This window comes from Pseudonocardia petroleophila, from assembly GCF_014235185.1.
GTDB lineage: Bacteria > Actinomycetota > Actinomycetes > Mycobacteriales > Pseudonocardiaceae > Pseudonocardia > Pseudonocardia petroleophila.
The window spans coordinates 25,220-45,741 of record NZ_CP060131.1 but is presented as its reverse complement, the minus strand read 5'-3'; the positions used below and the strand labels follow the sequence as shown (position 1 = coordinate 45,741).

Sequence of the window (20,522 nt, the reverse complement as noted above, 5' to 3'; positions counted from 1 at the left end):
CGCGATCAGCCGGGGGAGGGGGTGTCCCAGTTCCGACGGTCCTGCGCGGAGTTGGTCAGCTGCTTGCCCGTCTCGATCACCTCCGCGGCGCGGACCGCGTCGGCACCGCTCAGGACCCCCTCGCCCGTCGTGTGGAGGAGGGGGGCAGCGGCGCGGACCTGCGCCACGGTGTCGCGCATCGCCGAGACCAGCTGGTGGGCGGTGCGGCCGGAGGCGTCGAGGGTGTCGAGCAGGCGGGAGATCTGCCGGACGAACGAGCGCGCCAGCCGCTCCGCCCGCACGATCGCCTGCACCGCCGCGGCGGCGAGCGATCCACCGGCGGTGAGGAAGGCGAGCACGCCCGACCAGAGCAGCAGCTGCAGGACGAGCCACACGAACTCCGCGATCCGGTCGCGGATCCAGGAGCGCATCGCCGCGACCCCGGCACCGGACACCAGGATCACCGACGACAGGCGCTCGGCCATCGCGGCGACGTCGTCGAGGCGGGTGGCGTAGTCGGTGACCGCGGCGCGGTAGGCGTCGGCCGCGGCCCCCTCCCAGTCCGGGGAGCCGCCGGCGAGCTCGGACCGGTACCCGGCGGCCACCGCGGAGAGCTGCGCGCCGACGCTGTGCCAGGTCTGCGCCTGGGCCTTGATCTGCGTCGGGTCACCGGCGAGGGCGTCGAGCGGCTCGTGCAGCCACCAGACGTGCTCGATGAGCCAGCCGACGGCGGAGGTGGCGAGGGCGTCGAGCGGGTGCATCACCGCGTCCAGCCCGTCGAGCGCGGCCCCGGCGGTGGTGAACCCGATCTGCAGGAGGTCGGGGTCGTCGCGCGCCCACGCCGCGTTCATGTCGGCGACGCTCGACGCGGCTCCGGCGCCCTCCCAGTTGTCCAGGGGCTGGGCGTCCTCGTTCTCCGCCTCGACGATCAGCGGGTTCGGCGCGGTCACCGCGGCGGCCGGAACAGCTCGGCGGTGACCCGCTCGGCGTGCTCGTAGGCGGCGCGCGTGGCGCGGAGCCCGACGACGAAGCCGTCCGACTCGTCGGCCAGGCCGCGGACCGCGTGCGCGCCGATGCCCGCCGCCACCCCGACGGCGAGGGCGAACACCTGCCCGACGACGCCGTAGGAGAGCGGGTCGAGCGGCCGCCCGGCCCCGGTGGCGAGCCGCATCGGCTCGGCGACGGACCCCTCGACGAACCCGATGTGCGGCCCCAGGTCACCGAGGCGGAACCCGGAGTCGGCGTTCACGACCCGGCCCCCCGGTACGAGCGGATCACCCGCATCGCCTCGCTGTCGTCGCCGAGCAGCGGGGCGACGGCCTCGGTCACCCGCCGGTCGGCCTCGGCCTGCGCGCGCGCCGCGGTCTCGACGACGAGCGCGGCGAGCTGGACGCGCGACAGCGCCTCGCTGCGCTCGGAGAACACGACCCGCCGCACCGCCCCACCCGGGACGACGGTGACCGACACCGCCCCGTCGGGGCTCGCCGCCGTGCCGTCGACGCCGGCGAGCGCGGCCTGCGCGCGGTCGGCGCGGGCCTTGAGCTCGCTGAGCCGGTCCTGGTAGCTGTCGAGCCACTGTCGTCCGTCGATGCCTGGGCGTCCGTCCATGCCCGCGGACGGTACGGAGGGACGCCCGCGCCCCGTGGGCGTTCGGTGAAACTCGTCCCGCTCACGTAGCGTCGACGCGTGATCGACGATCGGGCGCAGGCCCTGGCCCACGTGGTCCGCGGCGGGACGGTGGAGTCGGTGCACCGCGGCCACCTCGTCGCCCTCGACGGCGGCGGCTCGCCGGTCCTGCACCGCGGCGACCCGGACGTCACGGTCTTCGCGCGGTCCACGCTCAAGCCCGTGCAGGCCGTCGCCATGCTGCGCGCCGGGCTCGACCTCGACGGCGAGCTGCTCGCGCTCGCCTGCTCCAGCCACTCGGGCGAGCCGATCCACGTCGACGGGGTCCGCCGGATACTGGCCGGGGCTGGTCGCACCGAGGACGACCTGGCCAACACCCCCGCGTACCCGCTCGGCGAGGACGTCGGCGCCACCTGGCGGGCCGACGGGTTCGGCCCCTCGTCGCTGGTGCAGAACTGCTCGGGCAAGCACGCCGCGATGATCGCCACCTGCGTGGCGGCCGGCTGGCCCGTCGAGGGCTACCGCGCCCCGGACCATCCGCTGCAGGAGTCGGTGCGCGAGACGGTGCAGGAGCTCACCGGCGACGCCGCGGAGCACGTCACCGTCGACGGCTGCGGCGCCCCGCTCTACTCGTGCACGCTCACCGGGCTCGCGCACGCGTTCGCCCGCCTCGTGCTGGCCGAGCCGGGCTCGGCCGAGCACCGCGTGGCGGCGGCGATGTCGGCGCACCCCGAGTGGGTGGGTGGCATCGGGCGCGACGTCAGCGCGTTCCTGTCCGAGGTGCCCGGCCTCGTCGCCAAGGACGGGGCGGAGGGGGTGTGGGCGGCCGCCCTGCCCGACGGCGGCGCGGTCGCGGTCAAGGTGCTCGACGGCGCGATGCGTCCGCTGCCGGTGGTGGTCGCCGGGGCCCTGCGCGCCCTGGGCGCCGACGTCCCCGACGACCTGGGCCGACGCCCGGTGCTCGGCGGCGGCGAACCGGTCGGGGAGATCCGCGCCGTCCTGGCCTGACGGGCCCGGGCGCGGTGGCGGGCACGGTGCGTGATCTGCTGGTCGGATGAGAAGGCTCCTGCTCCCCGCGCTCCTCGTCCTCGCGGTGGCCGGCTGCGGCTCCGCCGAGACCGCCGCCCCCGCCGCGTCCCCGGCGTCCGCCGCGCCGTCCGCGTCCGCGACGGCGGCCGCCCCGGCCGGGCCCGAGGGCGGCGTCCCCGGCCTCACCGGCGACCCCACCGACCTGACGGCCCCCACCCAGGCCGGCGCGGGCACCGGCGCCCCGCCCACCGAGCTGGTCACCGAGGACGTCGTCGTCGGGGAGGGCGCCGCGGCCACCCAGGCCGACACGGTCGGCGTCCGCTACACCGGCACGCTGTGGTCGGACGGGTCGGTCTTCGACAGCTCGTGGTCGCGCGGCGACGCCCCCATCGAGTTCCCGCTGGACCAGGTCGTCCCCGGCTTCTCGCAGGGCATCGAGGGCATGGCCCCCGGCGGGCGCCGCGTGATCGTGATGCCGCCGGACCTCGCCTACGGCGACAACCCGCCCCCCGGCCTCCCCGCCGGCGCCACCCTGGTCTTCGTCGTGGACCTCGTCGGGATCAGCTGAGCCGGGATCGGCTGAGCCGGGATCGGCCGGTCACCGCGCGGGCCGGAACCCCCGCAGGCGCAGGCTGTTGGCCACCACGAACACCGAGCTGAACGCCATGGCCGCCCCGGCGATCATGGGGTTGAGCAGCCCGGAGGCGGCCAGCGGCAGCGCGGCGACGTTGTAGGCGAAGGCCCAGAACAGGTTGCCCCTGATCGTGCCGAGCGTGCGGCGCGACAGCCGGATCGCGTCGCCGACGGCCCGCAGGTCGCCCCGGACCAGCGTCAGGTCGCTCGCCTCGATCGCCACGTCGGTGCCGGTGCCCATCGCGAGGCCGAGGTCGGCCTGGGCGAGCGCGGCGGCGTCGTTGACGCCGTCGCCGACCATGGCGACGACCCGGCCCTCGTCCTGCAGCCGCTTCACCACGTCGAGCTTGTCGGCGGGCAGCACCTCGGCGATCACGTCGTCGATGCCCACCTGCCCGGCGACGGCGCGCGCGGCGCGGGCGTTGTCGCCGGTGAGCAGCACCGGGTGCAGCCCCAGCGCGCGGAGCTGCGCGACGGCCTCGCGCGAGGTCGGCTTCACGGTGTCGGCGACGGCGAGCACCGCGCGCGCCTCGCCGTCCCAGGCCACGACGACGGCCGTGTGCCCGGACTCCTCGGCGGCCTCCCGCGCCGCGACGAGCGCCGCGGGCAGGTCGAGGTCGTCCAGCGCGGCCCGCCCGACGACGACGTCGTGCCCCTCGACGGTGCCCCGCACCCCGAGGCCCTCGACGTTCGCGAAGCCGGTGACGGCCGGCAGGTCCCCGACGCGCTCCCGCGCCCCGGCCACGACGGCCGCCGCGATCGGGTGCTCCGACGCGGCCTCGACGGCCCCGGCCCACCGCAGGGCGTCCTCGTCGCCGACGACCGACACCAGCGACATCCGTCCCTCGGTGACGGTGCCGGTCTTGTCCAGCACCACGGTGTCGACGCGGCGGGTGGACTCCAGCACCTCCGGCCCCGTGATGAGGATGCCGAGCTGGGCGCCCCGCCCGGTGCCGACGAGCAGCGCGGTGGGCGTGGCCAGCCCCAGCGCGCACGGGCACGCGACGATGAGCACCGCGACCGCCGCGGTGAACGCCGTGGCCGCCCCGGCTCCGGTGCCGAGCCAGAACCCGAGCGTGGCCGCGGCGAGCGCGATGACGACGGGCACGAACACCCCGGACACGCGGTCGGCCAGGCGCTGCACCGCGGCCTTGCCGCTCTGCGCGTCCTCGACGAGCTGCGCCATCCGCGCGAGCTGGGTGTCGGCGCCGACGCGGGTCACGCGCACGACCAGCCGCCCGCCGGAGTTGAGGGTCGACCCGACCACGGCGTCACCGGGCCCGACCTCGACCGGCACCGGCTCCCCGGTCAGCAGCGACACGTCGACGGCCGAGCTGCCGTCCTCGACCACGCCGTCGGTCGCGACCTTCTCACCGGGCCGCACCACGAAGCGGTCACCGACGCGCAGCGCGTCGACCGGGACGCGGGTCTCCGTCCCGTCCCGCAGCAGGGCGACGTCCTTCGCCCCCAGCTCCAGCAGCGCGCGCAGCGCCGCGCCGGCCCGGCGCTTGGACCGCGCCTCGAACCACCGCCCGGCCAGCAGGAACGTGGTGACCCCGGCCGCGACCTCGAGGTAGATGTTGCCGGCGCCGTCGCTCGGGGAGATCGTCAGCTCGAAGGGGTGCACCATCCCGGGCGTGCCCGCGGTGCCCCACAGCAGGGCGTAGAGCGACCACGCGAACGCGGCCAGCACGCCCATCGACACCAGCGTGTCCATCGTGGCCGCGCCGTGGCGCAGGTTGGTCCAGGCCGCGCGGTGGAACGGCGCCGCCGCCCACACGACGACCGGCCCGGCGAGCGCGAGCGCGATCCACTGCCAGTAGGTGAACTGCCAGGCCGGCACCATCGACAGCGCGACCACCGGAACCGACAGCGCGATCGAGACGAGCAGCCGCTCGCGCAGCGGGTCGGCCGTCCCCTCCTCGGGAGCGGGCGCCGCGGCGGGCAGCTTCGCCGTGTACCCGGCCGCCTCCACCTGCGCGACGAGCACGGCCGGGTCGACGCCGTCGGGCGCCTGCACCCGGGCCTTCTCGGTGGCGTAGTTGACGCTGGCGCTCACGCCGTCGAGCTTGTTGAGCTTGCGCTCGACCCGGTTGGCGCAGGACGCGCACGTCATCCCGCCGATCACCAGCTCGATCTCGGTGACGGGGAGCGTCGCGGTCATCGGGGTCCCTCCTCGTGCGAGTGCGGTTCGCTCTCCGCGCCGGCCCCGGTGGACGGGCCGGTGGGCACGGTGAACTCCGCGGTGCGGACGACCCCGCCGTGGGAGAAGTCCAGGAACAGCCGGTAGGTGCCGGCGCTCGGCACCTCGGCGACGAACCCGATCCCCGGCCCCGCCGGCCCGTCCTCCGGGTGCACGTGCAGGTACGCGAGGTCGCCCCCGCGCAGCGCGACGAGGTGGCCGTACGCGCCGAGGTACGGCTCGAGATCGGTGACGGGCACGCCGTCGCGCGCGACCGTCAGCGTGACGGGGGAGGCCTGCCCGGCGACCAGGTCGCCGTCGAGGGTCACGGTGTAGCCGCCGACCTGCGCGGTGCGGCCGGGGGCGTGCTCGACGGGGACGAACTCGCCGGGCACCGACACGTCGACGCCCAGCGTGACGGGCTCGCCGCCGGTGGGGACGAAGTCGGCGAACGCGCGGTAGCTCCCGCCGGCGGGCCGCTCCAGCGGCACGGTCCAGGTGCCGTCGGGCGCCATCTCGGGGTGCACGTGCCGGAACGCGGAGCCGTCGCGGCGTACGACGACCAGGTGCATCCGCTTCTCGTGCTCCACGTCGAACGCGGTGACGGGCGCCCCGTCGGGGCCGGTGATCGTGAACGCGAACGGGCCGCCGGTGTGCGTCGTCGCGGCCGGCCGCAGCGTCAGGCCCTGCTCGGTGGTGGACAGCCCCGGGGGCAGTCCGGTCGCCTCCGCGACGGTGCCGCTGTGAGCGTCCCCGTGGGCCGCGGTGCCGGGATCGGCGACCGCGGAGCCCAGGGGACCGACAGCGGTTCCGGTCGCCCATGCCCCGGCCGTGACCAGGACGAGCGCCGCACCGTAGGCGGTCAGCTTCGTGGCGGTGCGCATGGTCAGGCGGCCACCGCGTACCCGGCCTCGGCGACGGCGGCGCGCACGGCGGCGTCGTCGAGCGGGGCGGCGCTGCGGACCGTGACGGCCCCGGTGCGCAGGTCGACCGCGACGGCCGCGACGCCGTCGAGCTCGGTGATCTCCTCGGTGACCGACGCGACGCAGTGGTCGCAGGTCATGCCGGTGACGGTCCAGGTGTGCTCGGTCATGTCGTTCCCCTTCTGCTACGAACGGACCAGGCGCGCGATGGCCGCGCTGGCCTCGGCGACCTTGTCGTCGGCCGCCTGCCCGCCCTGGGCGACGGCCTCGGAGACGCAGTGGCGCAGGTGCTCGTCGAGCAGGCCCAGCGCCACGGCCTCCAGGGCCTTGGTGGCGGCGGAGACCTGCGTGAGGACGTCGATGCAGTACTTGTCGTCCTCGATCATCTTGGCGATGCCGCGCACCTGGCCCTCGATGCGCTTCATGCGCTTGAGGTAGGCGTCCTTGTCCTGGGCGTATCCGTTCACGCCGTCGAGCATACGCTAGGGGGGTACCGTACCGCTCAGCAGTCCTCGTCCTGCCGCACGACGCCGAGGTCGACCATCGAGTCCGTCGTGATCTCGGTGCCCGCCTCCGGGGTCTGGGTGCACACCATCCACTCGACGTCGGTGACCTGCCTGCGGTCGGCGCCGCTGAGGTCGTGCGTGGTGACGCGCACCGCGAAGCCCGTCAGCTCCTGCACGGCGTCCTGCGCGGCCTGCAGGTTCTGCCCGACCACCCCGGGCATCTCCCACGCCCGGTCGGGGGAGGAGCAGCCGGCGATGGCGGTCACCGCGAGCAGGGCGGTGAGGGTCCGGCGTCGGTTCACGTCGAGTATGTCGCCGGTGTGGCGTCCGTGTTACCGCTGGGTACAGGTGCATCGCGCCGCTGCGCCTCGTAACCTGCCCGGCGAGGCGAGGAGGACGGCATGACCGAGGTGTTCCGGATGCTGATCGGGGGCCGGGCCGTCGACGCGGCGTCCGGCCGCACGTTCGAGTCGGAGAACCCGTACACCGGGCAGCCCTGGGCGCAGGTGCCCGACGGTGGGCCCGAGGACGTCGACGCCGCGGTGGCCGCCGCCCGCGCCGCGCTCGACGGCGAGTGGGGCTCGCTGACCGGCTTCGCCCGCGCCGCGCTGATGCGCCGCCTCGGCGACCTGATCGGCGAGAACGCGGAGCGCCTCGCCCGCCTGGAGGTCAACGACTCCGGCAAGCTCTACCGCGAGATGATCGGCCAGCTCAACGGCCTGGGCTCCTGGTACCACTACTACGCGGGCCTCGCGGCCACGCTCGAGGGACGGCAGATCCCCGCGCCGAACCCGAACTTCCTCGTCTACACCCGCCGCGAGCCGGTCGGCGTCGTCGCGGCGATCACGCCGTGGAACTCCCCGCTGCTGCTGACGACCTGGAAGCTCGCGCCCGGTCTCGCCGCCGGCTGCACGTTCGTCGTCAAGCCCTCGGAGCACTCGCCCGCGTCCACGCTGGGCTTCGCCGAGCTGTTCGCCGAGGCCGGTTTCCCGGCGGGCGTCGTCAACGTCGTCACCGGGCTGTCGCGGGAGACCGGCGCCGCGCTGGCCGGGCACCCGGGCGTCGACAAGGTGGCGTTCACGGGGTCCACGGCCACCGGCCGCGCCGTCGCGCACGCCGCCGCCGACAACCTCAACGCGGTCACCCTGGAGCTGGGCGGAAAGTCGCCGCAGATCGTCTTCCCCGACGCCGACCTCGAGGCCGCGGCCAACGGCCTGATCGCGGGCGTGTTCGCGGCCACCGGGCAGACCTGCATGGCGGGCTCGCGGCTGATCGTCCACGAGTCGGTGCACGACGAGCTCGTGCGGCTGGTCGCCGAGCGCGCCGCGACGATCCGGCTCGGCGACCCGAACGACCCGGAGACCGAGATGGGCCCGGTCGCCAACGCCCCGCAGTACGAGAAGGTGCTCGGCTACCTGCGCACCGCGCAGGACGAGGGCGCGACCGTCGCCTACGGCGGTTCCGCCGACGACGGGCTCGGCGGGTACTTCGTCCGACCGACCGTGCTGTCGGTGAAGCCGTCGGACACGGTGTTCCGCGAGGAGGTGTTCGGCCCGGTGCTCTCGGCCGTCACCTTCACCGACGAGGACGAGGCGCTCAAGCTGGCCAACGACACCCCGTACGGCCTGGCCGGGGCGGTGTGGACGAAGGACGTGCACCGCGCGCACCGGGTGGCGGCGCGGCTGCGGGCGGGCACGGTGTGGGTCAACGCCTACCGGGTGGTGGCGCCGAGCGTGCCGTTCGGCGGGATGGGCCAGTCCGGCATCGGCCGCGAGAACGGGACCGAGGCGGTGCTCGCCTACACCGAGAACAAGTCCGTCTGGGTGGAGCTGACGGGCGGCACGCGCGACCCGTTCACGCTCGGCTAGGGATTGGGTCTGGGCCGAACGGGGTAACCGTCTGGCATGGACACCGACAAGAAGCTCCAGGCGAGCAAGGTCATCGCAGCCCCCGCCGACACGATCTTCGCGCTCCTGTCCGACCCGAACCAGCACTCCGCGCTCGACGGCGCCGGCTCGATCCAGGGGGTCGAGGGCTCCACGCCGCCGATCTCGGGCATCGGCCAGGTCTTCACCATGAACATGCAGGCCGACGACCTGGGCGAGTACCGGATGGTCAACTCCGTCACCGCCTTCGTCCCCGGCGCGCGCGTCGGCTGGGCCCCGAAGGTCGACCCGACGTGCGAGCTGGCCGAGAAGCTCGAGGGCATGGAGGCCAGCGGCCACACCTTCACCTACGACCTGCGCGAGGTCGACGGCGGCACCGAGGTCACCTCGGTCTACGACTGGACGGGCGTCAAGGACCCGCAGTTCGAGAAGATGTTCCCGCGGGTCTCGCAGGAGCAGCTCGCCGGCACGCTCGACCGGCTGGAGTCCGCCGTCAGCTGACCGGCAGCCGCACCAGCACCGTCGTGCCCGATCCCGGCGCGCTGTCCACGGTGAGCTGCCCGCCCATCGCCTCGGTGAGGCCGCGGGCGAGCACCATCCCGAGGCCCGCGCCGGGCTCGGGGCCGACGTCGGCCCCGAGGCGGTCGAACGGCACGAACAGCCGCTCCATGTGCTCCTCCGGGATGCCCGGTCCGGAGTCGGCGACGCGGATCGTGCCCGCCCCGGCCCGCACGCGCACCCGTCCGCCCGCGTGGTTGTAGCGCACGCCGTTGGTGACGAGGTTGATCAGCACCTGGCGCAGCCGCCGCGGGTCGGCGCGCACCGTGCCGCACGGCGCGCAGGCGACGAGCTCGACCCCGCGGTCGTCGGCGAGCGGGCCGAGCAGGTCCACGACCTCTCCGACCAGGCCGGCCACGTCGACGTCGACCGGGTGCAGCGGGAGCGCACCCGCCTCGATCGCGGCGATGTCGAGCACGTCGTCGACGAGCGCGAGGATGTGCGAGGACGCCCCGCCGATGTGCCCCAGCGCGGCCGCCCGCCGGGCCGGGGTGAGGTCGAGGGTGCCCAGCAGCTCGGTGAACCCGGTGATCGCCTGCAGCGGGGTGCGCAGCTCGTGGCTCAGCGCGGACAGGAAGTCCGACTTCGCCCGGCTCGCCGACTCCGCCACCTCCCGGGCCAGCTCCGCCTCGCGCCGCGCGCGGCGGTCGAGCTCCGCGGCGCGGCGCGCGGTGACGTCGAGGACGTTGATGCTGAGGTAGACGGGCTCCCCGCCGGCCCCCCGCACCACCGAGGCGGTGACGCCGGCCCGGACCGGCTCGCCGTCGACGCGCAGCAGCGTGGTCTCGAACTGCACCGAGTCCCGGTCGCCGCTGGTGCACAGGGCGATCGCGGCGAGCGCCGCGGGAGCGGTCGGGGGGTCGAGCACGGAGTCGAGCCCGGCGGCGAGCAGCGCGTCCTCGTCGCGGCCGAGCATCTCGCGCAGGGCGCGGTTGACCCGCCCGAACCGGCCGTCCAGGCCGGTCAGCGCCATGCCGACGGCGTTGTCCTCGAACGCGCGGCGGAACCGCTCCTCGCTCTCGGTCAGCGCCCCGTAGAGCCGCGCGTGCTCGATCGCCACCGACGACAGGTGCGTGAAGCGCTCGACCAGCCGCCGCTCGCGGGCCGTCGGGCGGTGCGGGACGTCGTGGTAGACGGCGAAGGTGCCCAGCACCCCGGTCGCCGCCCCGTTGGCCCGGCGCCCGCGGATCGGGCTCGACCAGCACGCCCGCAGCCCGTGCGGGCGGGCGAGCACGCGGAACCGGTCCCAGCGGGCGTCGTCGAGGATGTCCTCGGCGACCACCTCGACGTCCAGGTGGGCCGCGGTGCCGCAGGACCCGGCGTCGGGCCCGATCGCGAGGCCGTCGATCGCGGTGGAGTACGCCCGGGGCAGCGACGGGGCGGCCCCGTGGTGCAGCGTGGTGCCGTCGAGCAGCAGCACCGAGCAGCGGCTGCCCGGGATGAGCTCCTCCAGCGCGACCGTGACGGCCGTCAGCATCTCCGGCAGCGCGGCGCCGCCCGCGATCAGTTCCAGGACGGTGGTCTGGCGGTGCAGCAGCTCGAGGCTGTCGGCGTGGTCGAGCTCGGGCATGACGGGCAGCATCACGGCTCCAGCTGGTAGCCGACGCCCCGCACGGTCCGCAGCCGCCGGGGCCGCGCGGGATCGGCCTCGATCTTGTGCCGCAGCCGGTGGACGTGCTCGGTGACGGTGGCCTCGCCCTGCCACCCCGGGTCGCTGCGCCAGACCTGCTTGAGCAGCTGCGCCCGGCTGAACACCTGCCGCGGGTGCGCGACGAGGAACGCGAGCAGGTCGAACTCGCGCGCGGTCAGCTCGACCGTGCGGCCGTCGGCCACGACGTCCCGGGTCGCCGGGTCCACGACGAGCCCGCTCCCGCGCGTCACCGGCTGCGGCGCGGCGCGCCCCGAGCGGCGCAGCACGGAGCGGACCCGCGCCGCGAGCTCACCGGGGGAGAAGGGCTTGACCAGGTAGTCGTCGGCACCGAGATCGAGGCCGACGATCCGGTCGGTCTCGCCGCTGCGGCCGGACAGCACGATCACCGGGAGCGACCCGTCGCCGTCACGGACGCGGCGCAGGACGTCGAGCCCCCCGACGCCGGGCATCGACAGGTCGAGCACCACGAGATCGGGGAGGTCGTCGGCGATCCGGGCCAGTGCCGCGGCGCCGTCGGGCGCCTCGACGACGACGTAGCCGTCGGCCTCCAGCTGCCAGGACACGACGGTGCGCACCCGTTCGTCGTCGTCGACGACGAGCACCCGCGCCTGTGTGCGATCGGTCACCCTCGACCCCCTCGGGCCCATCGTGCCCGCCGCGCGGAGCGGGGGGCAAGGGGCCTCCGTTGTCAGTCCGTTGAGCGTCCGTTGCGAACGGCGGCGGGGACCCGGGCCGGGGCGAAGTCCATGTCGCGGCCCAGAGCGGCCCCGCTCATGACGAGCCGGTCGAGCAGGTAGTTCTGCCGGACGTCGAAGGGCTCCCGGCCGGTGCGCCGGGGGAAGCGGTCGACCGCCCGCTGCACGTAGGAGGAGGTGAGGTCCAGGAACGGCAGGCGCGGCTGGTCCGGGCCCGGCACCCGCGGCGTCGCCGAGGCCAGGCCGCGGCTGCGCAGGTGGCGCACCAGCCGGGCGACGAACCGCGACGAGAGGTCGGCGCGCAGCGTCCACGAGGCGTTGGTGTAGCCGAAGCAGAACGCGAAGTTCGGGACGCCGCCCAGCATCAGGCCGCGGTAGGCGACGCTGCTGCCGACGTCGACCGGCTCGCCGTCGACCACGAGGTCCATCCCGCCCAGCGCCACCAGCGACAGGCCGGTGGCCGAGACCACGACGTCGGCCTCGAGGACCCGCCCGGACTCCAGCCGGATCCCCTCGGGCACGAACCGGTCGATCCGCGCGGTCACCACCGACGCGTCCCCCGCCGCGACGGACCGGAAGAAGTCGCCGCCGGGCACGACGCACAGGCGCTGGTCCCACGGCTCGTAGGTCGGCGTGAAGTGCTCGTCGACGTAGGCGGGGTCGTGCAGGAAGCGCAGCGCACCCGCCCGCAGCAGCTTCTTCGCGGTCTCCGGGCGGCGCCGGCACAGCTGGTAGAACGCCGAGGTCAGCAGCACGTTCTTGGTGCGGACGATCGAGTGGGCGAGCCCCGCGGGCAGGAATCTCCGCAGCGCGTTCGCGACCCCGTCGGTGCGCGCGAGCGCCGTCAGGTAGGACGGCGAGCGCTGCAGCATCGTGACGTGCGCGGCGGTCCCGGCCATCGCCGGCACGAGCGTCACGGCCGTCGCGCCGCTCCCGACGACGACGACCCGCTGCCCGGTGTGGTCGAGGTCGGCGGGCCAGGACTGGGGGTGCACGAAGCGACCGGCGTAGTCGTCGAGCCCGGGGAAGTCGGGCTGGTGGCCGTGGTCGTAGTCGTAGTAGCCGGCGCAGACGTAGAGGAACGAGCAGGTCCACGTCCCGCCGTCGGTGCGCACCGTCCACCGCGCGTCGGGCGTCGACCACTCCGCGCCCAGCACCCGCGTGCCGAACCGGATGTGCTCGGTGATCCGCGCCTCGGCCGCGGTGTCGCGGATGTAGTCCCGGATCCGGTCCCCGTCGGCCATCGACTCCCGCCCCTGCCACGGCCGGAACGGGTAGCTGAGGGTGAACATGTCGGAGTCCGAGCGGACGCCCGGGTAGCGGAACAGGTCCCAGGTGCCCCCGATGGCGTCGCGCGACTCCAGGATCGCGTAGCTCGTGCCGGGGGCGTCGTGCTGCAGCCGCCACGCGGCCCCGATCCCGGACAGCCCGGCCCCGACGATCAGGACGTCGACGTGATCACTGGTCATGCCCCGATTGTGGACCGGGCCTCCGGCGCCCGCTGCCGCCGGTCCTCAGTCCGCCGGCATCGGTTCGGGATCGTCCGGCAGCGCGGACGTCACCCGCCGGGTGGCGCGGTGCCCGAGGAAGACCGGCCGGTTGGCGTGGGCGAACAGCAGCGGCAGCAGCTCCGCGGCCCGCACCTGCCCGTACCAGCCGTGCCGGGCGGGCGACTCGCCGAAGGCGGTGACGCCGTCGGGCCGCACCCCCGGCCCGGCGACGACCAGCGGGGTGGGGTCGCTGGTGTGCAGCACGCCGTCGACCGACGGGGTGGCGTGGTCGCCGGTGACGGCCACGACCGCGCGCCCGGCCAGCTCCGCGAGCCCGGCCAGGCCGCGGTCGGCCGCCTCCAGCACCTCCCGCTTCGCGTGCGGTCGTTTCGTGTGCCCGGCCTCGTCGGTGGCCTTCGTGTGGACGTGGACGAACCGCGCGCCGTCGGCGATCAGCTCCTCGGCCGCGGCGAGCCGGGTGGCGAGGTCGGCGCCGACGTCCGGTACGGCGGCCACGTCGCGCCGGGCGGTGCCGAGCACGCCGGCGAGCCCGCGGTAGAGCCCGGTCTGGGTGACGAGCGCGCCCGCGACGCCGTTGCGCTCGGCGAACGTCGGGATCGGGGTGCGGTCACCGGACCACTTGGTGGTGAGCACGTCGAGCGGGGGCAGGCCGTCGGCGGTGCGGCGGGCGTTCACCGGGTGGGCGCGGAGCACGGCGCGGGCGTCGAGCAGCAGCGCGTTGAGCGTCTCCGCCGTGGCCGTGCCCCCGGGCGAGACGGGCAGCACCCGCAGCCACGGATGCCGCTCGGCGAAGAACGGGTCGGAGTCGGTCACGGCGCCGCTCGCGTGCCCGGCCAGCGTCAGCAGGGCCTCGCCCCGGCCGCGCAGGGCGCGCAGCGCCGCCCCGTGCCGGGCGGCGACCGGGGAGAGGGCGTCGAACAGGGTCGTGACATCGGCGGCGTCGCCCGCGGCGGCCCGGCCGACGATCCACACCCGGCCCTCGTGGGCGTGCGACGCCCGCAGCGCGGCGTGCGTCACGGCCGTCCCGTACGGCACGTCGAGGCCCGCACCGACGGCCTCCAGCACGGCCCGGCCCGGGAACGGCACGTCGGCGAACCCGAACATCGCCCAGTGCGCGAGCTCCGACGCGGGCGCCGGCCCCCACCCGAACGGCAGGTGCCAGCCCGACGCCCCGCGCGCGGCCAGCGCGTCGAGCACCGGGGTGCGGGCGGCCTCGGCCGGGGTGCGGCCACCGAGCTCGGGGACCGGGCGGTCGCCGAGCCCGTCGAGCACCACGAGGACGACGGGGACGCGGTCGTCGGGCAGCCGCGGCTGGGTCTCGCCGTGGTGGAACGCGCCGTCGGCGCGCGGGAGCACCGCCTCCGGCGGTCTCACCCGCCCACCCCGCCCGGCGCCCGCGCCGGGCTCATCGGCGGGTCGCCATCGGGGTCGCGGCGAGGAGCTCGGCGAGCAGGGGGGCCACCCCGGCCGGCACCGCGTCGCGCCACTGCGCGCCCGAGGCGAGCAGGGCGCGGACGTCGGTGGCGGAGCGCTTGGCGGCCGGGTCACCGCGGAGCACGGTCACCCGGTAGCCGCCCGCTTCCAGCGCCGCGGCCTTCTGCCGCTCCCAGCCGTCGTAGGCGCGCACGTACTGCCGGGCGTCGGGCGGGACGTAGGCGGCCCAGACCGCGGGGCGGGTGAGGTCGAACGGCACGACGGTGGTGCGGCCGGCCCACCCGGCCCCGGCGAGCGCGGCGGTCAGCAGCCGGGACCGCTCGTAGTAGGTGAACGGGTTCGCCGCAGGCGTGTGCCGGTGCGCCGACGTGGACTCCTCGTGGCGGGCGTCGGGGTCCGGGTTGGTCACCGCGACGATCACGTGGTCGCACTCCGCCAGCGCGATGCCGATCAGCTCCAGGTGCTGGTCGTGGACGGGCTGGAACCGCCCCGTGACGCAGCCGGTGGTCACCGCAGCAGCCCCCGGGCGATGGCGTTGCGCTGGATCTCCACCGTGCCGGCCGGGATCTTCAGGTTGCGCGCCACGCGGAACAGCTTCTCCTCCGGCGAGCCCTGCAGGAGTCCCGTGCCGCCGTGCACCTGCACCGCGTTGTCGGCCACCCGGAAGAACGCCTCGTCGTTGACCACCTTGATCAGGCTGATCAGCCGCGGCGCGTCGGGGTGCAGCGGGATCGAGAACGGCCCCAGCTCGTCGAGCTCGGCCTGCGCGACGAGCGACGTGGCGCGGGCGGCGTAGACGTCGGCGTCCATGTCGGCGACGAGGTGCTGCACGGCCTGCAGGTCGGCGATCGGCCGCCCGCCGGACCGCCGCGTGCGCGCCCGGTCGATCGCCCGCTCCAGCAGCCAGGAACCCCAGCCGGCGCACATCCCGCCGCGGCACATCCGCCGCCAGTTGATCCACGCCATGGCGAGCGCGAACCCGTCGCCGACCTCGCGCACCACGTTCTCCGCCGGCACCCGGACGCCGTCGAAGTGCAGCTCGCCGGTCAGGCCGTCGCCCAGCATCGTGGGGATGTCCCGGCCGCGGGTGACGCCCGGCGCGTCGCCGTCGACGAGGAACATCGACAGCGACCGCGTGCCCGCCCCGGCCTCGGTGACGGCGACGACCTGCAGGACCTCGGCGAAGTGGGCGTTGGTGATCCACGCCTTGGCGCCGTCGAGGATCCAGTCGGTGCCCCTCCGACGGGCGCGGGTCGTCATGGCGAGGACGTCGGTGCCCACCGAGGTCTCGGTGTTGCAGAACGCCGCGGTGACCTCGCCGGCCAGCAGCGGCTCCAGGTAGCGGCCGCGGGCGGCGTCGGAGCAGTGCTCGATCGCGGGGTTGGCGCCCTCGGTCCAGCCCAGTGCGGCGAGGCCCAGCCCGAGGCCGGAGCTCCGGTAGACGTACTCCTCGACGTGCTGCATCTCCACGCGGGAGAACCCGTCGCCCCCGGCGCGGGTGGAGACGTGCGGGTGGTAGAGCCCGGCGCGGGCGGAGCGCCGCTGGACCTCGCGGCGCGCCGCCCAGACCGCCGGGTGCATCCGGCCGTCGGCGTCCAGGGCGGGCTGCCACACGGTGCCGACTCCCGCCGCCGCGAGCTCGGCCTCCACGGGCGCGACCTCGTCGTCGAGGAAGGTGCGGAAGCGGGTCGTGTAGTCGGTGACGCGTCTCGACGCGGCCACGGTGCCGGTGGTCATGATCCGACCGTAGCCACCGGGCCCGCCGCCCGCCCGGGGCGCCGCCGCGGCCGTCCTCAGCGTCCGCGGACCGGGGTCAGCTCGGCCGGGGGCACCGGCCCCGCCCCGGCGCCCGAGGTCGGGCACGGGACGGCACCGGTCGAGCTGACGGTGACCCCGAGCCGCCCCACGCCGTCGACCTCGGCGACGACCTCGTCCCCGTGCCCGACCGCGCCGACCCCGGCCGGGGTCCCGGTGGAGATCAGGTCACCGGGGTGCAGGACCATCACCGACGAGACGTACTCGATCAGCCGGGGCACGTCCCAGATCAGGTCGGCGACGCGCGCGAGCTGGCGCAGCGAACCGTTGACCGCGCAGCGCAGCTCGAGCGCGTCCAGCGGCCCGACCTCGTCGGGGGTCACCAGGTGCGGGCCGCAGGGGGTGAAGGTGTCGAACGACTTGCGCACCGAGCGGTCCTCCCCGCCCCGCATGGTCATGTCCAGCACGCAGGTGTAGCCCGCGACGTGGTCGAGCGCGGAGGCGGCGGTGACCCGGCTCGCGGTGCGCCCGATGACGACCCCGAGCTCGCCCTCCTGGTCGAAGCGCCGGTCGGAGTAGGGCAGCCGCACGACACCGCCGTCCGCGACCAGCGACGACGGGGCCTTGAGGAACACCCCGAGCGAGCCGACGTGGACGGTCTGGCTCATCTCGGCCTGGTGGTCGACGTAGTTCACCGGGGCGGCGACGATCTTCGTCGGGTCCGGCACGGGGGCCTGGAGCGTGTACTCGCCCCGGCCGAGCCGGGGTGCGCCGCGCCCGGACAGCGCCCGCAGGTCGCCGCCGGTCGCGGCGAGCAGCCGGCGCATCGGGCTGACGGTGTGGGCGCCGGAGGGGCCGATCACGGGCTCCAGCCCGGCGGTCAGGTCCAGCACGCCGTCGTCGACGGGGACGCCGACCGACGGCACGCCGCCGGTGGTCAGGAAGCTGACGAGTCGCACGGCTACCTCTCTCGCGGGTGGGGGACGAACGTGCCGGTCACGGCCTGCGGCGCGTCGAGGACCTGCTCGCGCTCCAGGCCCAGTGCCCGCAGCACGGGGGCGTCGGTGAGCACGAACAGGTCGGCCTGCTCCGCGGCCGCGTGCTCGACGGCGGCCCAGGACGGCACCGCGAACATGTCCCCGGGCCCCCAGTCGAACCGCTGCCCGTCGATCACGCTGGAGCCGTGCCCGGAGAACACCACGTGGACGGCGTTGCCCGCGCGCCGCACCGGCGCGCTGCGCCGCCCGGCCCGGACCCGGTGCACGGCGCAGGCCAGCGTGGGCAGCACGCTCGCCCCGGTCACGGGGTCGACGTACTCCAGTGCCAGCAGCGGCTCGTCGGAGGACGCGGCGAGCCGGTCGAGCTCGGCCGCCGTGTCGGTCCAGCGGTAGACCATCAGCGGGGAGTGCCGCGGGCTCAGCGCCGCGGTCGTCCCGACCGCGTACCGGGTGCCCGCGGCGTGCACCCGCTCGGAGACGTTGTGCTCGGCGGGCTCGGGCTGGCTCTCGCCCGGCCCCGGGTACTCCTCGAAGAAGACGCCGTCCAGCGCCGCGACCATGGGCAGGTCCAGTCCGTCGAACCAGAACATCTCGCTGTCGCCGCCGTTGACGTGGTCGTGCCAGTTCATCGACGGGGTGAGCACCAGGTCGCCGGGCCGCATGTCGCAGGCGTCGCCGTCGACGGTGGTCCAGACGCCCTCGCCGTCGAGGACGAACCGGATCGCGCCGGGGGAGTGCCGGTGCGCGGGTGCGGTCTCGTGCGGGCCGAGGCACTGGATCGCGCCCCAGAGCGTGCCGACGGCGTACGGGGCCCCACCGAGCCCCGGGTTCTGCAGGCTCAGCACCCGCCGCTCGCCGCCGCGCTCCACGGGCACGAGCCGGATGGCCCGCCGGGCCAGCGGCTTCATCGTCGCCGCCGGCCACAGCCACGGCACCGCGCGGGGCCGCGGGGTCGGGGTGAGCAGCTGCTCGGTGATCGTCCACAGCGGCCGCAGCTCGGCGGCGGCGAGGTCGGCGTAGAGCGCGTCCAGCTCGGTCGCGTGCCCGGTGCCGGTCATCGGACCTCCGCACCCAGCTCGGCGGGCGGGCGGCCGATCCCGAAGCGCTGCACGCTCTCCAGCAGCGACACCCGGCGGATGTAGGCGCGGGCCCGCTCGGGATCGGCGGCGATGGCCCGCATGTCCTCCTGGTGCTGCCGGCGGACACCGTCGTCGGTCTCGCGCAGCCGGTCGGTGTTGCGCTGGGTGTCGGCCTGGACGTACTCGACGGCGACGGTCCGGCGGACCCGGTCGTAGGCGTCGAGCTCGGCGTCGGCGTCGGCGTCGCCACCGGCGATGCGGACCAGGCGCCGGGCGCCGTCCATCGCGTCGTGGATGCCGGAGTTGAGCCCGACCCCGCCGATCGGGGAGTTGATGTGCGCGGCGTCGCCGGCCAGCAGGACCGGGCCCACCCGGAACGCGCCCGCCACCCGCTGGTGCACGCCGTAGACCTGGTGGTCGATCACGGGGTAGCCGGCCGCGTACGGGGCGACGCGCTGCAGCTGGCGCTGCAGCCGGTCCGGGTCGCTCGCCTGCTCGTCGGTCAGGGACCCGGGCACCGGCCAGACCACCCGCCACGACTCGGGCGTGCGCAGGATGAACAGCCACTCCTGCGGATCCGCCACGTAGTTGACGTGCCCCAGGTCGGGGAGCAGCTCCTGCAGGTCGACCGAGGTGCTGGTGATCGCGAAGCGCTCCGGGTAGGTGAACCCGTCGAAGGCGACGCCCAGCGCGTTGCGCACCGCGCTGCGCGGCCCGTCGGCGCCGATGACGTACGACGCGTCCAGCTCGGTGTCCCCGTCCGGGCCGGCGAGCTGCAGCCGGGCACCGTCGGCGGTGATCCGCAGCCCGGTCAGCCGGGTGCCGAAGCGCAGCCGCACGTGCTCGTCGCGGTCCAGGCGCTCGGCGAGCATCCGCACCAGGTGCTGCTGGTTGAGCTGCAGCCGGTACGGGAAGCGGGTCTCGTCGGCGAGCAGGCCGAAGTCGAACTCGGCGATCAGCCCGTCGCGGCGGTCGCGGAACTGGTAGGTGGGGACGACGAGCCCCTCGGCGTGCATCTGCCCGGTGATGTCGATCGACTCGAGCAGCTCGAGCGTGGCGGCGTGGAACGTGCTCGCCCGCCAGTCCGGGCGGGGTTCGGGCGAGAGCTCGACGAGGACGACGGGCAGGCCGTGCGCGGCGAGCGCGGCGGCGGCGGTCATCCCCACCGGTCCGCCGCCGACGACCACGACGGGGTGGTCCTCGTTCACCGGTGCGGCAGTGGCTGGGTCCCAGGACATGGCGCTGAGGCTAGACATCGGTTCCGTCCGTTGGAATGGGTTCGGTTAGAGTTCCGGTATGTCGAACGTGGTCCCGTCTCCGCCCTCCACCTCGGTGGACAACGCGCTGCGGCTGCTCGAGCTGATCGGCCAGCGGCAGGCGCTGCGGGTGGCCGAGGCGGCCGACCTGCTGGGGGTGGCGCGGTCCACCGCCCACCGGCTGCTCAGCGCGCTGCGACGGCGGGGCTTCGTCATGCAGGACCGGCCCAACGGCGCCTACCGGCCCGGTCCGGCGCTGGTGGAGATCGGGCTCGCCGCGGTGAGCCGGATCGACATCCGGCGGGTCGCCCGGCCGGTGCTGGAGGAGGTGCGGGAGCTGACGGGGGAGACCGTCAGCCTCGCGGTGCTGGAGGGCGCGAGCATCCGGTTCGTCGACTGCGCGGAGGGTCCCCGGTCGGTCCGGGTCGGCAACCGCACCGGGGTGGTCCGGCCCGCCCACGCCTCCGCCGTCGGCAAGGCGATCCTGGCCGGGCTCTCGGACGCGGAGGTGCTGCGCCGCTACCCCGACGAGGAGCTGCCCGCCGCGACGACCGACGCGGCGCTGACCGGCCGCACCGCCCTGCTCGACGAGCTGGCCGCGATCCGTGCCCGCGGCTACGCGCTGAACTGGGAGGAGAGCGCCGACGGGGTCTGCGCGGTCGCGGTGGCCCTGCGCGACACCGTCGGTCAGCCGCTCGCCGCGCTGGGCGTCGCCGCCCCGAGCAGCCGCATGGGCGACGCGGAGGCGATCCGGGCCTTCGTCCCGGCGGTGCTGCGCGGGGCGGACCTGGTGCACGAGCGGCTGCGCACGCAGTGAGCGG

Annotated in this window: 22 protein-coding genes; 5 read left to right on the top strand and 17 right to left on the bottom strand. The window is 75.5% G+C overall.

All coding sequences use genetic code 11. The features are described 5' to 3' along the window. Window positions 1-5: 5 nt before the first annotated feature. The 3 genes from H6H00_RS00240 to H6H00_RS00230 are packed head-to-tail and all read right to left on the bottom strand — an operon-like array spanning window position 6 to window position 1,587. Window positions 6-929, bottom strand: a complete 924-nt coding sequence (locus H6H00_RS00240) for a PPE domain-containing protein (protein ID WP_185719390.1) — start codon at window positions 927-929, stop codon at window positions 6-8. Then, complete coding sequence (locus tag H6H00_RS00235) at window positions 926-1,228, bottom strand: hypothetical protein (RefSeq protein ID WP_185719389.1); 303 nt, start codon at window positions 1,226-1,228, stop codon at window positions 926-928. The genes H6H00_RS00240 and H6H00_RS00235 overlap by 4 nt, the downstream gene beginning before the upstream one ends. Next, a complete protein-coding gene (locus H6H00_RS00230) occupies window positions 1,225-1,587 on the bottom strand; it encodes a YbaB/EbfC family nucleoid-associated protein (RefSeq protein ID WP_185719388.1) in 363 nt (120 codons plus the stop codon). Before H6H00_RS00230 ends, H6H00_RS00235 begins: the two co-directional genes overlap by 4 nt. 78 nt (window positions 1,588-1,665) lie before the next feature. On the opposite strand from H6H00_RS00230, the gene H6H00_RS00225 reads away from it, so the two are divergent. Both H6H00_RS00225 and H6H00_RS32635 read left to right on the top strand, forming a co-directional pair. Then, on the top strand, window positions 1,666-2,613 hold the full coding sequence (locus H6H00_RS00225) for an asparaginase (RefSeq protein WP_255425493.1): 948 nt from the start codon (window positions 1,666-1,668) through the stop codon (window positions 2,611-2,613). 46 nt (window positions 2,614-2,659) lie between these two features. Further along, window positions 2,660-3,202 carry an FKBP-type peptidyl-prolyl cis-trans isomerase gene (locus H6H00_RS32635; RefSeq protein ID WP_185719387.1) on the top strand — a complete coding sequence of 181 codons (543 nt, stop codon included), beginning with the start codon at window positions 2,660-2,662 and terminating at the stop codon, window positions 3,200-3,202. Window positions 3,203-3,232: 30 nt separating this feature from the next. Here H6H00_RS32635 and H6H00_RS00215 read toward each other — a convergent pair whose 3' ends face one another. The 5 genes from H6H00_RS00215 to H6H00_RS00195 are packed head-to-tail and all read right to left on the bottom strand — an operon-like array spanning window position 3,233 to window position 7,180. Continuing rightward, window positions 3,233-5,431 (bottom strand): heavy metal translocating P-type ATPase, encoded by a 2,199-nt coding sequence (locus H6H00_RS00215; RefSeq protein WP_185719386.1) that lies wholly within the window; start codon window positions 5,429-5,431, stop codon window positions 3,233-3,235. Beyond that, on the bottom strand, window positions 5,428-6,333 hold the full coding sequence (locus H6H00_RS00210; protein ID WP_185719385.1) for a DUF8832 domain-containing protein: 906 nt from the start codon (window positions 6,331-6,333) through the stop codon (window positions 5,428-5,430). Before H6H00_RS00210 ends, H6H00_RS00215 begins: the two co-directional genes overlap by 4 nt. Window positions 6,334-6,335: 2 nt before the next feature. Next, a complete protein-coding gene (locus tag H6H00_RS00205) occupies window positions 6,336-6,542 on the bottom strand; it encodes a heavy-metal-associated domain-containing protein (RefSeq protein WP_185719384.1) in 207 nt (68 codons plus the stop codon). A 15-nt stretch (window positions 6,543-6,557) separates the two neighbouring features. Then, a complete protein-coding gene (locus H6H00_RS00200) occupies window positions 6,558-6,839 on the bottom strand; it encodes a metal-sensitive transcriptional regulator (RefSeq protein WP_218601144.1) in 282 nt (93 codons plus the stop codon). A gap of 35 nt (window positions 6,840-6,874) precedes the next feature. After that, window positions 6,875-7,180 carry a PASTA domain-containing protein gene (locus H6H00_RS00195; RefSeq protein ID WP_221775732.1) on the bottom strand — a complete coding sequence of 102 codons (306 nt, stop codon included), beginning with the start codon at window positions 7,178-7,180 and terminating at the stop codon, window positions 6,875-6,877. Between the two features lie 99 nt (window positions 7,181-7,279). Between H6H00_RS00195 and H6H00_RS00190 the strand changes: the two genes are divergently transcribed. Together H6H00_RS00190 and H6H00_RS00185 are read left to right on the top strand one after the other, a co-directional pair. Continuing rightward, window positions 7,280-8,746: an aldehyde dehydrogenase gene (locus tag H6H00_RS00190; protein WP_185719382.1), complete on the top strand. Its 1,467-nt coding sequence runs from the start codon at window positions 7,280-7,282 to the stop codon at window positions 8,744-8,746. Window positions 8,747-8,782: 36 nt separating this feature from the next. Next, window positions 8,783-9,265 carry an SRPBCC family protein gene (locus H6H00_RS00185; protein WP_185719381.1) on the top strand — a complete coding sequence of 161 codons (483 nt, stop codon included), beginning with the start codon at window positions 8,783-8,785 and terminating at the stop codon, window positions 9,263-9,265. Here H6H00_RS00185 and H6H00_RS00180 read toward each other — a convergent pair. The 9 genes from H6H00_RS00180 to H6H00_RS00140 are packed head-to-tail and all read right to left on the bottom strand — an operon-like array spanning window position 9,258 to window position 19,683. Next, window positions 9,258-10,892, bottom strand: a complete 1,635-nt coding sequence (locus tag H6H00_RS00180; RefSeq protein ID WP_185719380.1) for a GAF domain-containing sensor histidine kinase — start codon at window positions 10,890-10,892, stop codon at window positions 9,258-9,260. The genes H6H00_RS00185 and H6H00_RS00180 overlap by 8 nt on opposite strands. 11 nt (window positions 10,893-10,903) lie before the next feature. Beyond that, entirely contained in the window at window positions 10,904-11,620 is a 717-nt protein-coding gene (locus H6H00_RS00175) for a response regulator transcription factor (RefSeq protein WP_185719379.1), read from the bottom strand. A gap of 41 nt (window positions 11,621-11,661) precedes the next feature. Then, window positions 11,662-13,137 (bottom strand): flavin-containing monooxygenase, encoded by a 1,476-nt coding sequence (locus tag H6H00_RS00170; RefSeq protein ID WP_185719378.1) that lies wholly within the window; start codon window positions 13,135-13,137, stop codon window positions 11,662-11,664. Window positions 13,138-13,182: 45 nt separating this feature from the next. Next, window positions 13,183-14,553, bottom strand: a complete 1,371-nt coding sequence (locus tag H6H00_RS00165; protein ID WP_255425491.1) for a BPG-independent phosphoglycerate mutase family protein — start codon at window positions 14,551-14,553, stop codon at window positions 13,183-13,185. 31 nt (window positions 14,554-14,584) lie between these two features. Further along, the gene (locus tag H6H00_RS00160; RefSeq protein ID WP_185719377.1) at window positions 14,585-15,124 is read right to left on the bottom strand and encodes an adenylyltransferase/cytidyltransferase family protein; all 540 of its coding nucleotides are present in this window, start codon (window positions 15,122-15,124) and stop codon (window positions 14,585-14,587) included. Then, the gene (locus H6H00_RS00155) at window positions 15,121-16,350 is read right to left on the bottom strand and encodes an acyl-CoA dehydrogenase family protein (RefSeq protein WP_185719376.1); all 1,230 of its coding nucleotides are present in this window, start codon (window positions 16,348-16,350) and stop codon (window positions 15,121-15,123) included. Before H6H00_RS00155 ends, H6H00_RS00160 begins: the two co-directional genes overlap by 4 nt. Before the next feature lie 56 nt (window positions 16,351-16,406). Continuing rightward, window positions 16,407-17,327 (bottom strand): fumarylacetoacetate hydrolase family protein, encoded by a 921-nt coding sequence (locus tag H6H00_RS00150; RefSeq protein WP_255425490.1) that lies wholly within the window; start codon window positions 17,325-17,327, stop codon window positions 16,407-16,409. A 2-nt stretch (window positions 17,328-17,329) separates the two neighbouring features. Further along, a complete protein-coding gene (locus H6H00_RS00145; RefSeq protein WP_185719375.1) occupies window positions 17,330-18,424 on the bottom strand; it encodes a cupin domain-containing protein in 1,095 nt (364 codons plus the stop codon). Next, window positions 18,421-19,683: an FAD-dependent oxidoreductase gene (locus H6H00_RS00140; protein ID WP_185719374.1), complete on the bottom strand. Its 1,263-nt coding sequence runs from the start codon at window positions 19,681-19,683 to the stop codon at window positions 18,421-18,423. The genes H6H00_RS00145 and H6H00_RS00140 overlap by 4 nt, the downstream gene beginning before the upstream one ends. A 58-nt stretch (window positions 19,684-19,741) precedes the next feature. Here H6H00_RS00140 and H6H00_RS00135 point away from each other — a divergent pair, with 58 nt between their 5' ends. After that, window positions 19,742-20,518, top strand: coding sequence for an IclR family transcriptional regulator (locus H6H00_RS00135; protein WP_185719373.1), 777 nt, complete (start codon window positions 19,742-19,744; stop codon window positions 20,516-20,518). Window positions 20,519-20,522: the final 4 nt, after the last annotated feature.

Excerpts from the sequence above, each read along its gene's own strand:
- H6H00_RS00230 (WP_185719388.1), bottom strand. The coding sequence starts at position 1,587 with ATGGACGGACGCCCAGGCATCGACGGACGACAGTGGCTCGACAGCTAC.
- H6H00_RS32635 (WP_185719387.1), top strand. The coding sequence starts at position 2,660 with ATGAGAAGGCTCCTGCTCCCCGCGCTCCTCGTCCTCGCGGTGGCCGGC.
- H6H00_RS00215 (WP_185719386.1), bottom strand. The coding sequence starts at position 5,431 with ATGACCGCGACGCTCCCCGTCACCGAGATCGAGCTGGTGATCGGCGGG.
- H6H00_RS00210 (WP_185719385.1), bottom strand. The coding sequence starts at position 6,333 with ATGCGCACCGCCACGAAGCTGACCGCCTACGGTGCGGCGCTCGTCCTG.
- H6H00_RS00205 (WP_185719384.1), bottom strand. The coding sequence starts at position 6,542 with ATGACCGAGCACACCTGGACCGTCACCGGCATGACCTGCGACCACTGC.
- H6H00_RS00190 (WP_185719382.1), top strand. The coding sequence starts at position 7,280 with ATGACCGAGGTGTTCCGGATGCTGATCGGGGGCCGGGCCGTCGACGCG.
- H6H00_RS00185 (WP_185719381.1), top strand. The coding sequence starts at position 8,783 with ATGGACACCGACAAGAAGCTCCAGGCGAGCAAGGTCATCGCAGCCCCC.
- H6H00_RS00180 (WP_185719380.1), bottom strand. The coding sequence starts at position 10,892 with ATGCCCGAGCTCGACCACGCCGACAGCCTCGAGCTGCTGCACCGCCAG.
- H6H00_RS00175 (WP_185719379.1), bottom strand. The coding sequence starts at position 11,620 with ATGGGCCCGAGGGGGTCGAGGGTGACCGATCGCACACAGGCGCGGGTG.
- H6H00_RS00170 (WP_185719378.1), bottom strand. The coding sequence starts at position 13,137 with ATGACCAGTGATCACGTCGACGTCCTGATCGTCGGGGCCGGGCTGTCC.
- H6H00_RS00155 (WP_185719376.1), bottom strand. The coding sequence starts at position 16,350 with ATGACCACCGGCACCGTGGCCGCGTCGAGACGCGTCACCGACTACACG.
- H6H00_RS00145 (WP_185719375.1), bottom strand. The coding sequence starts at position 18,424 with ATGACCGGCACCGGGCACGCGACCGAGCTGGACGCGCTCTACGCCGAC.
- H6H00_RS00140 (WP_185719374.1), bottom strand. The coding sequence starts at position 19,683 with ATGTCCTGGGACCCAGCCACTGCCGCACCGGTGAACGAGGACCACCCC.
- H6H00_RS00135 (WP_185719373.1), top strand. The coding sequence starts at position 19,742 with ATGTCGAACGTGGTCCCGTCTCCGCCCTCCACCTCGGTGGACAACGCG.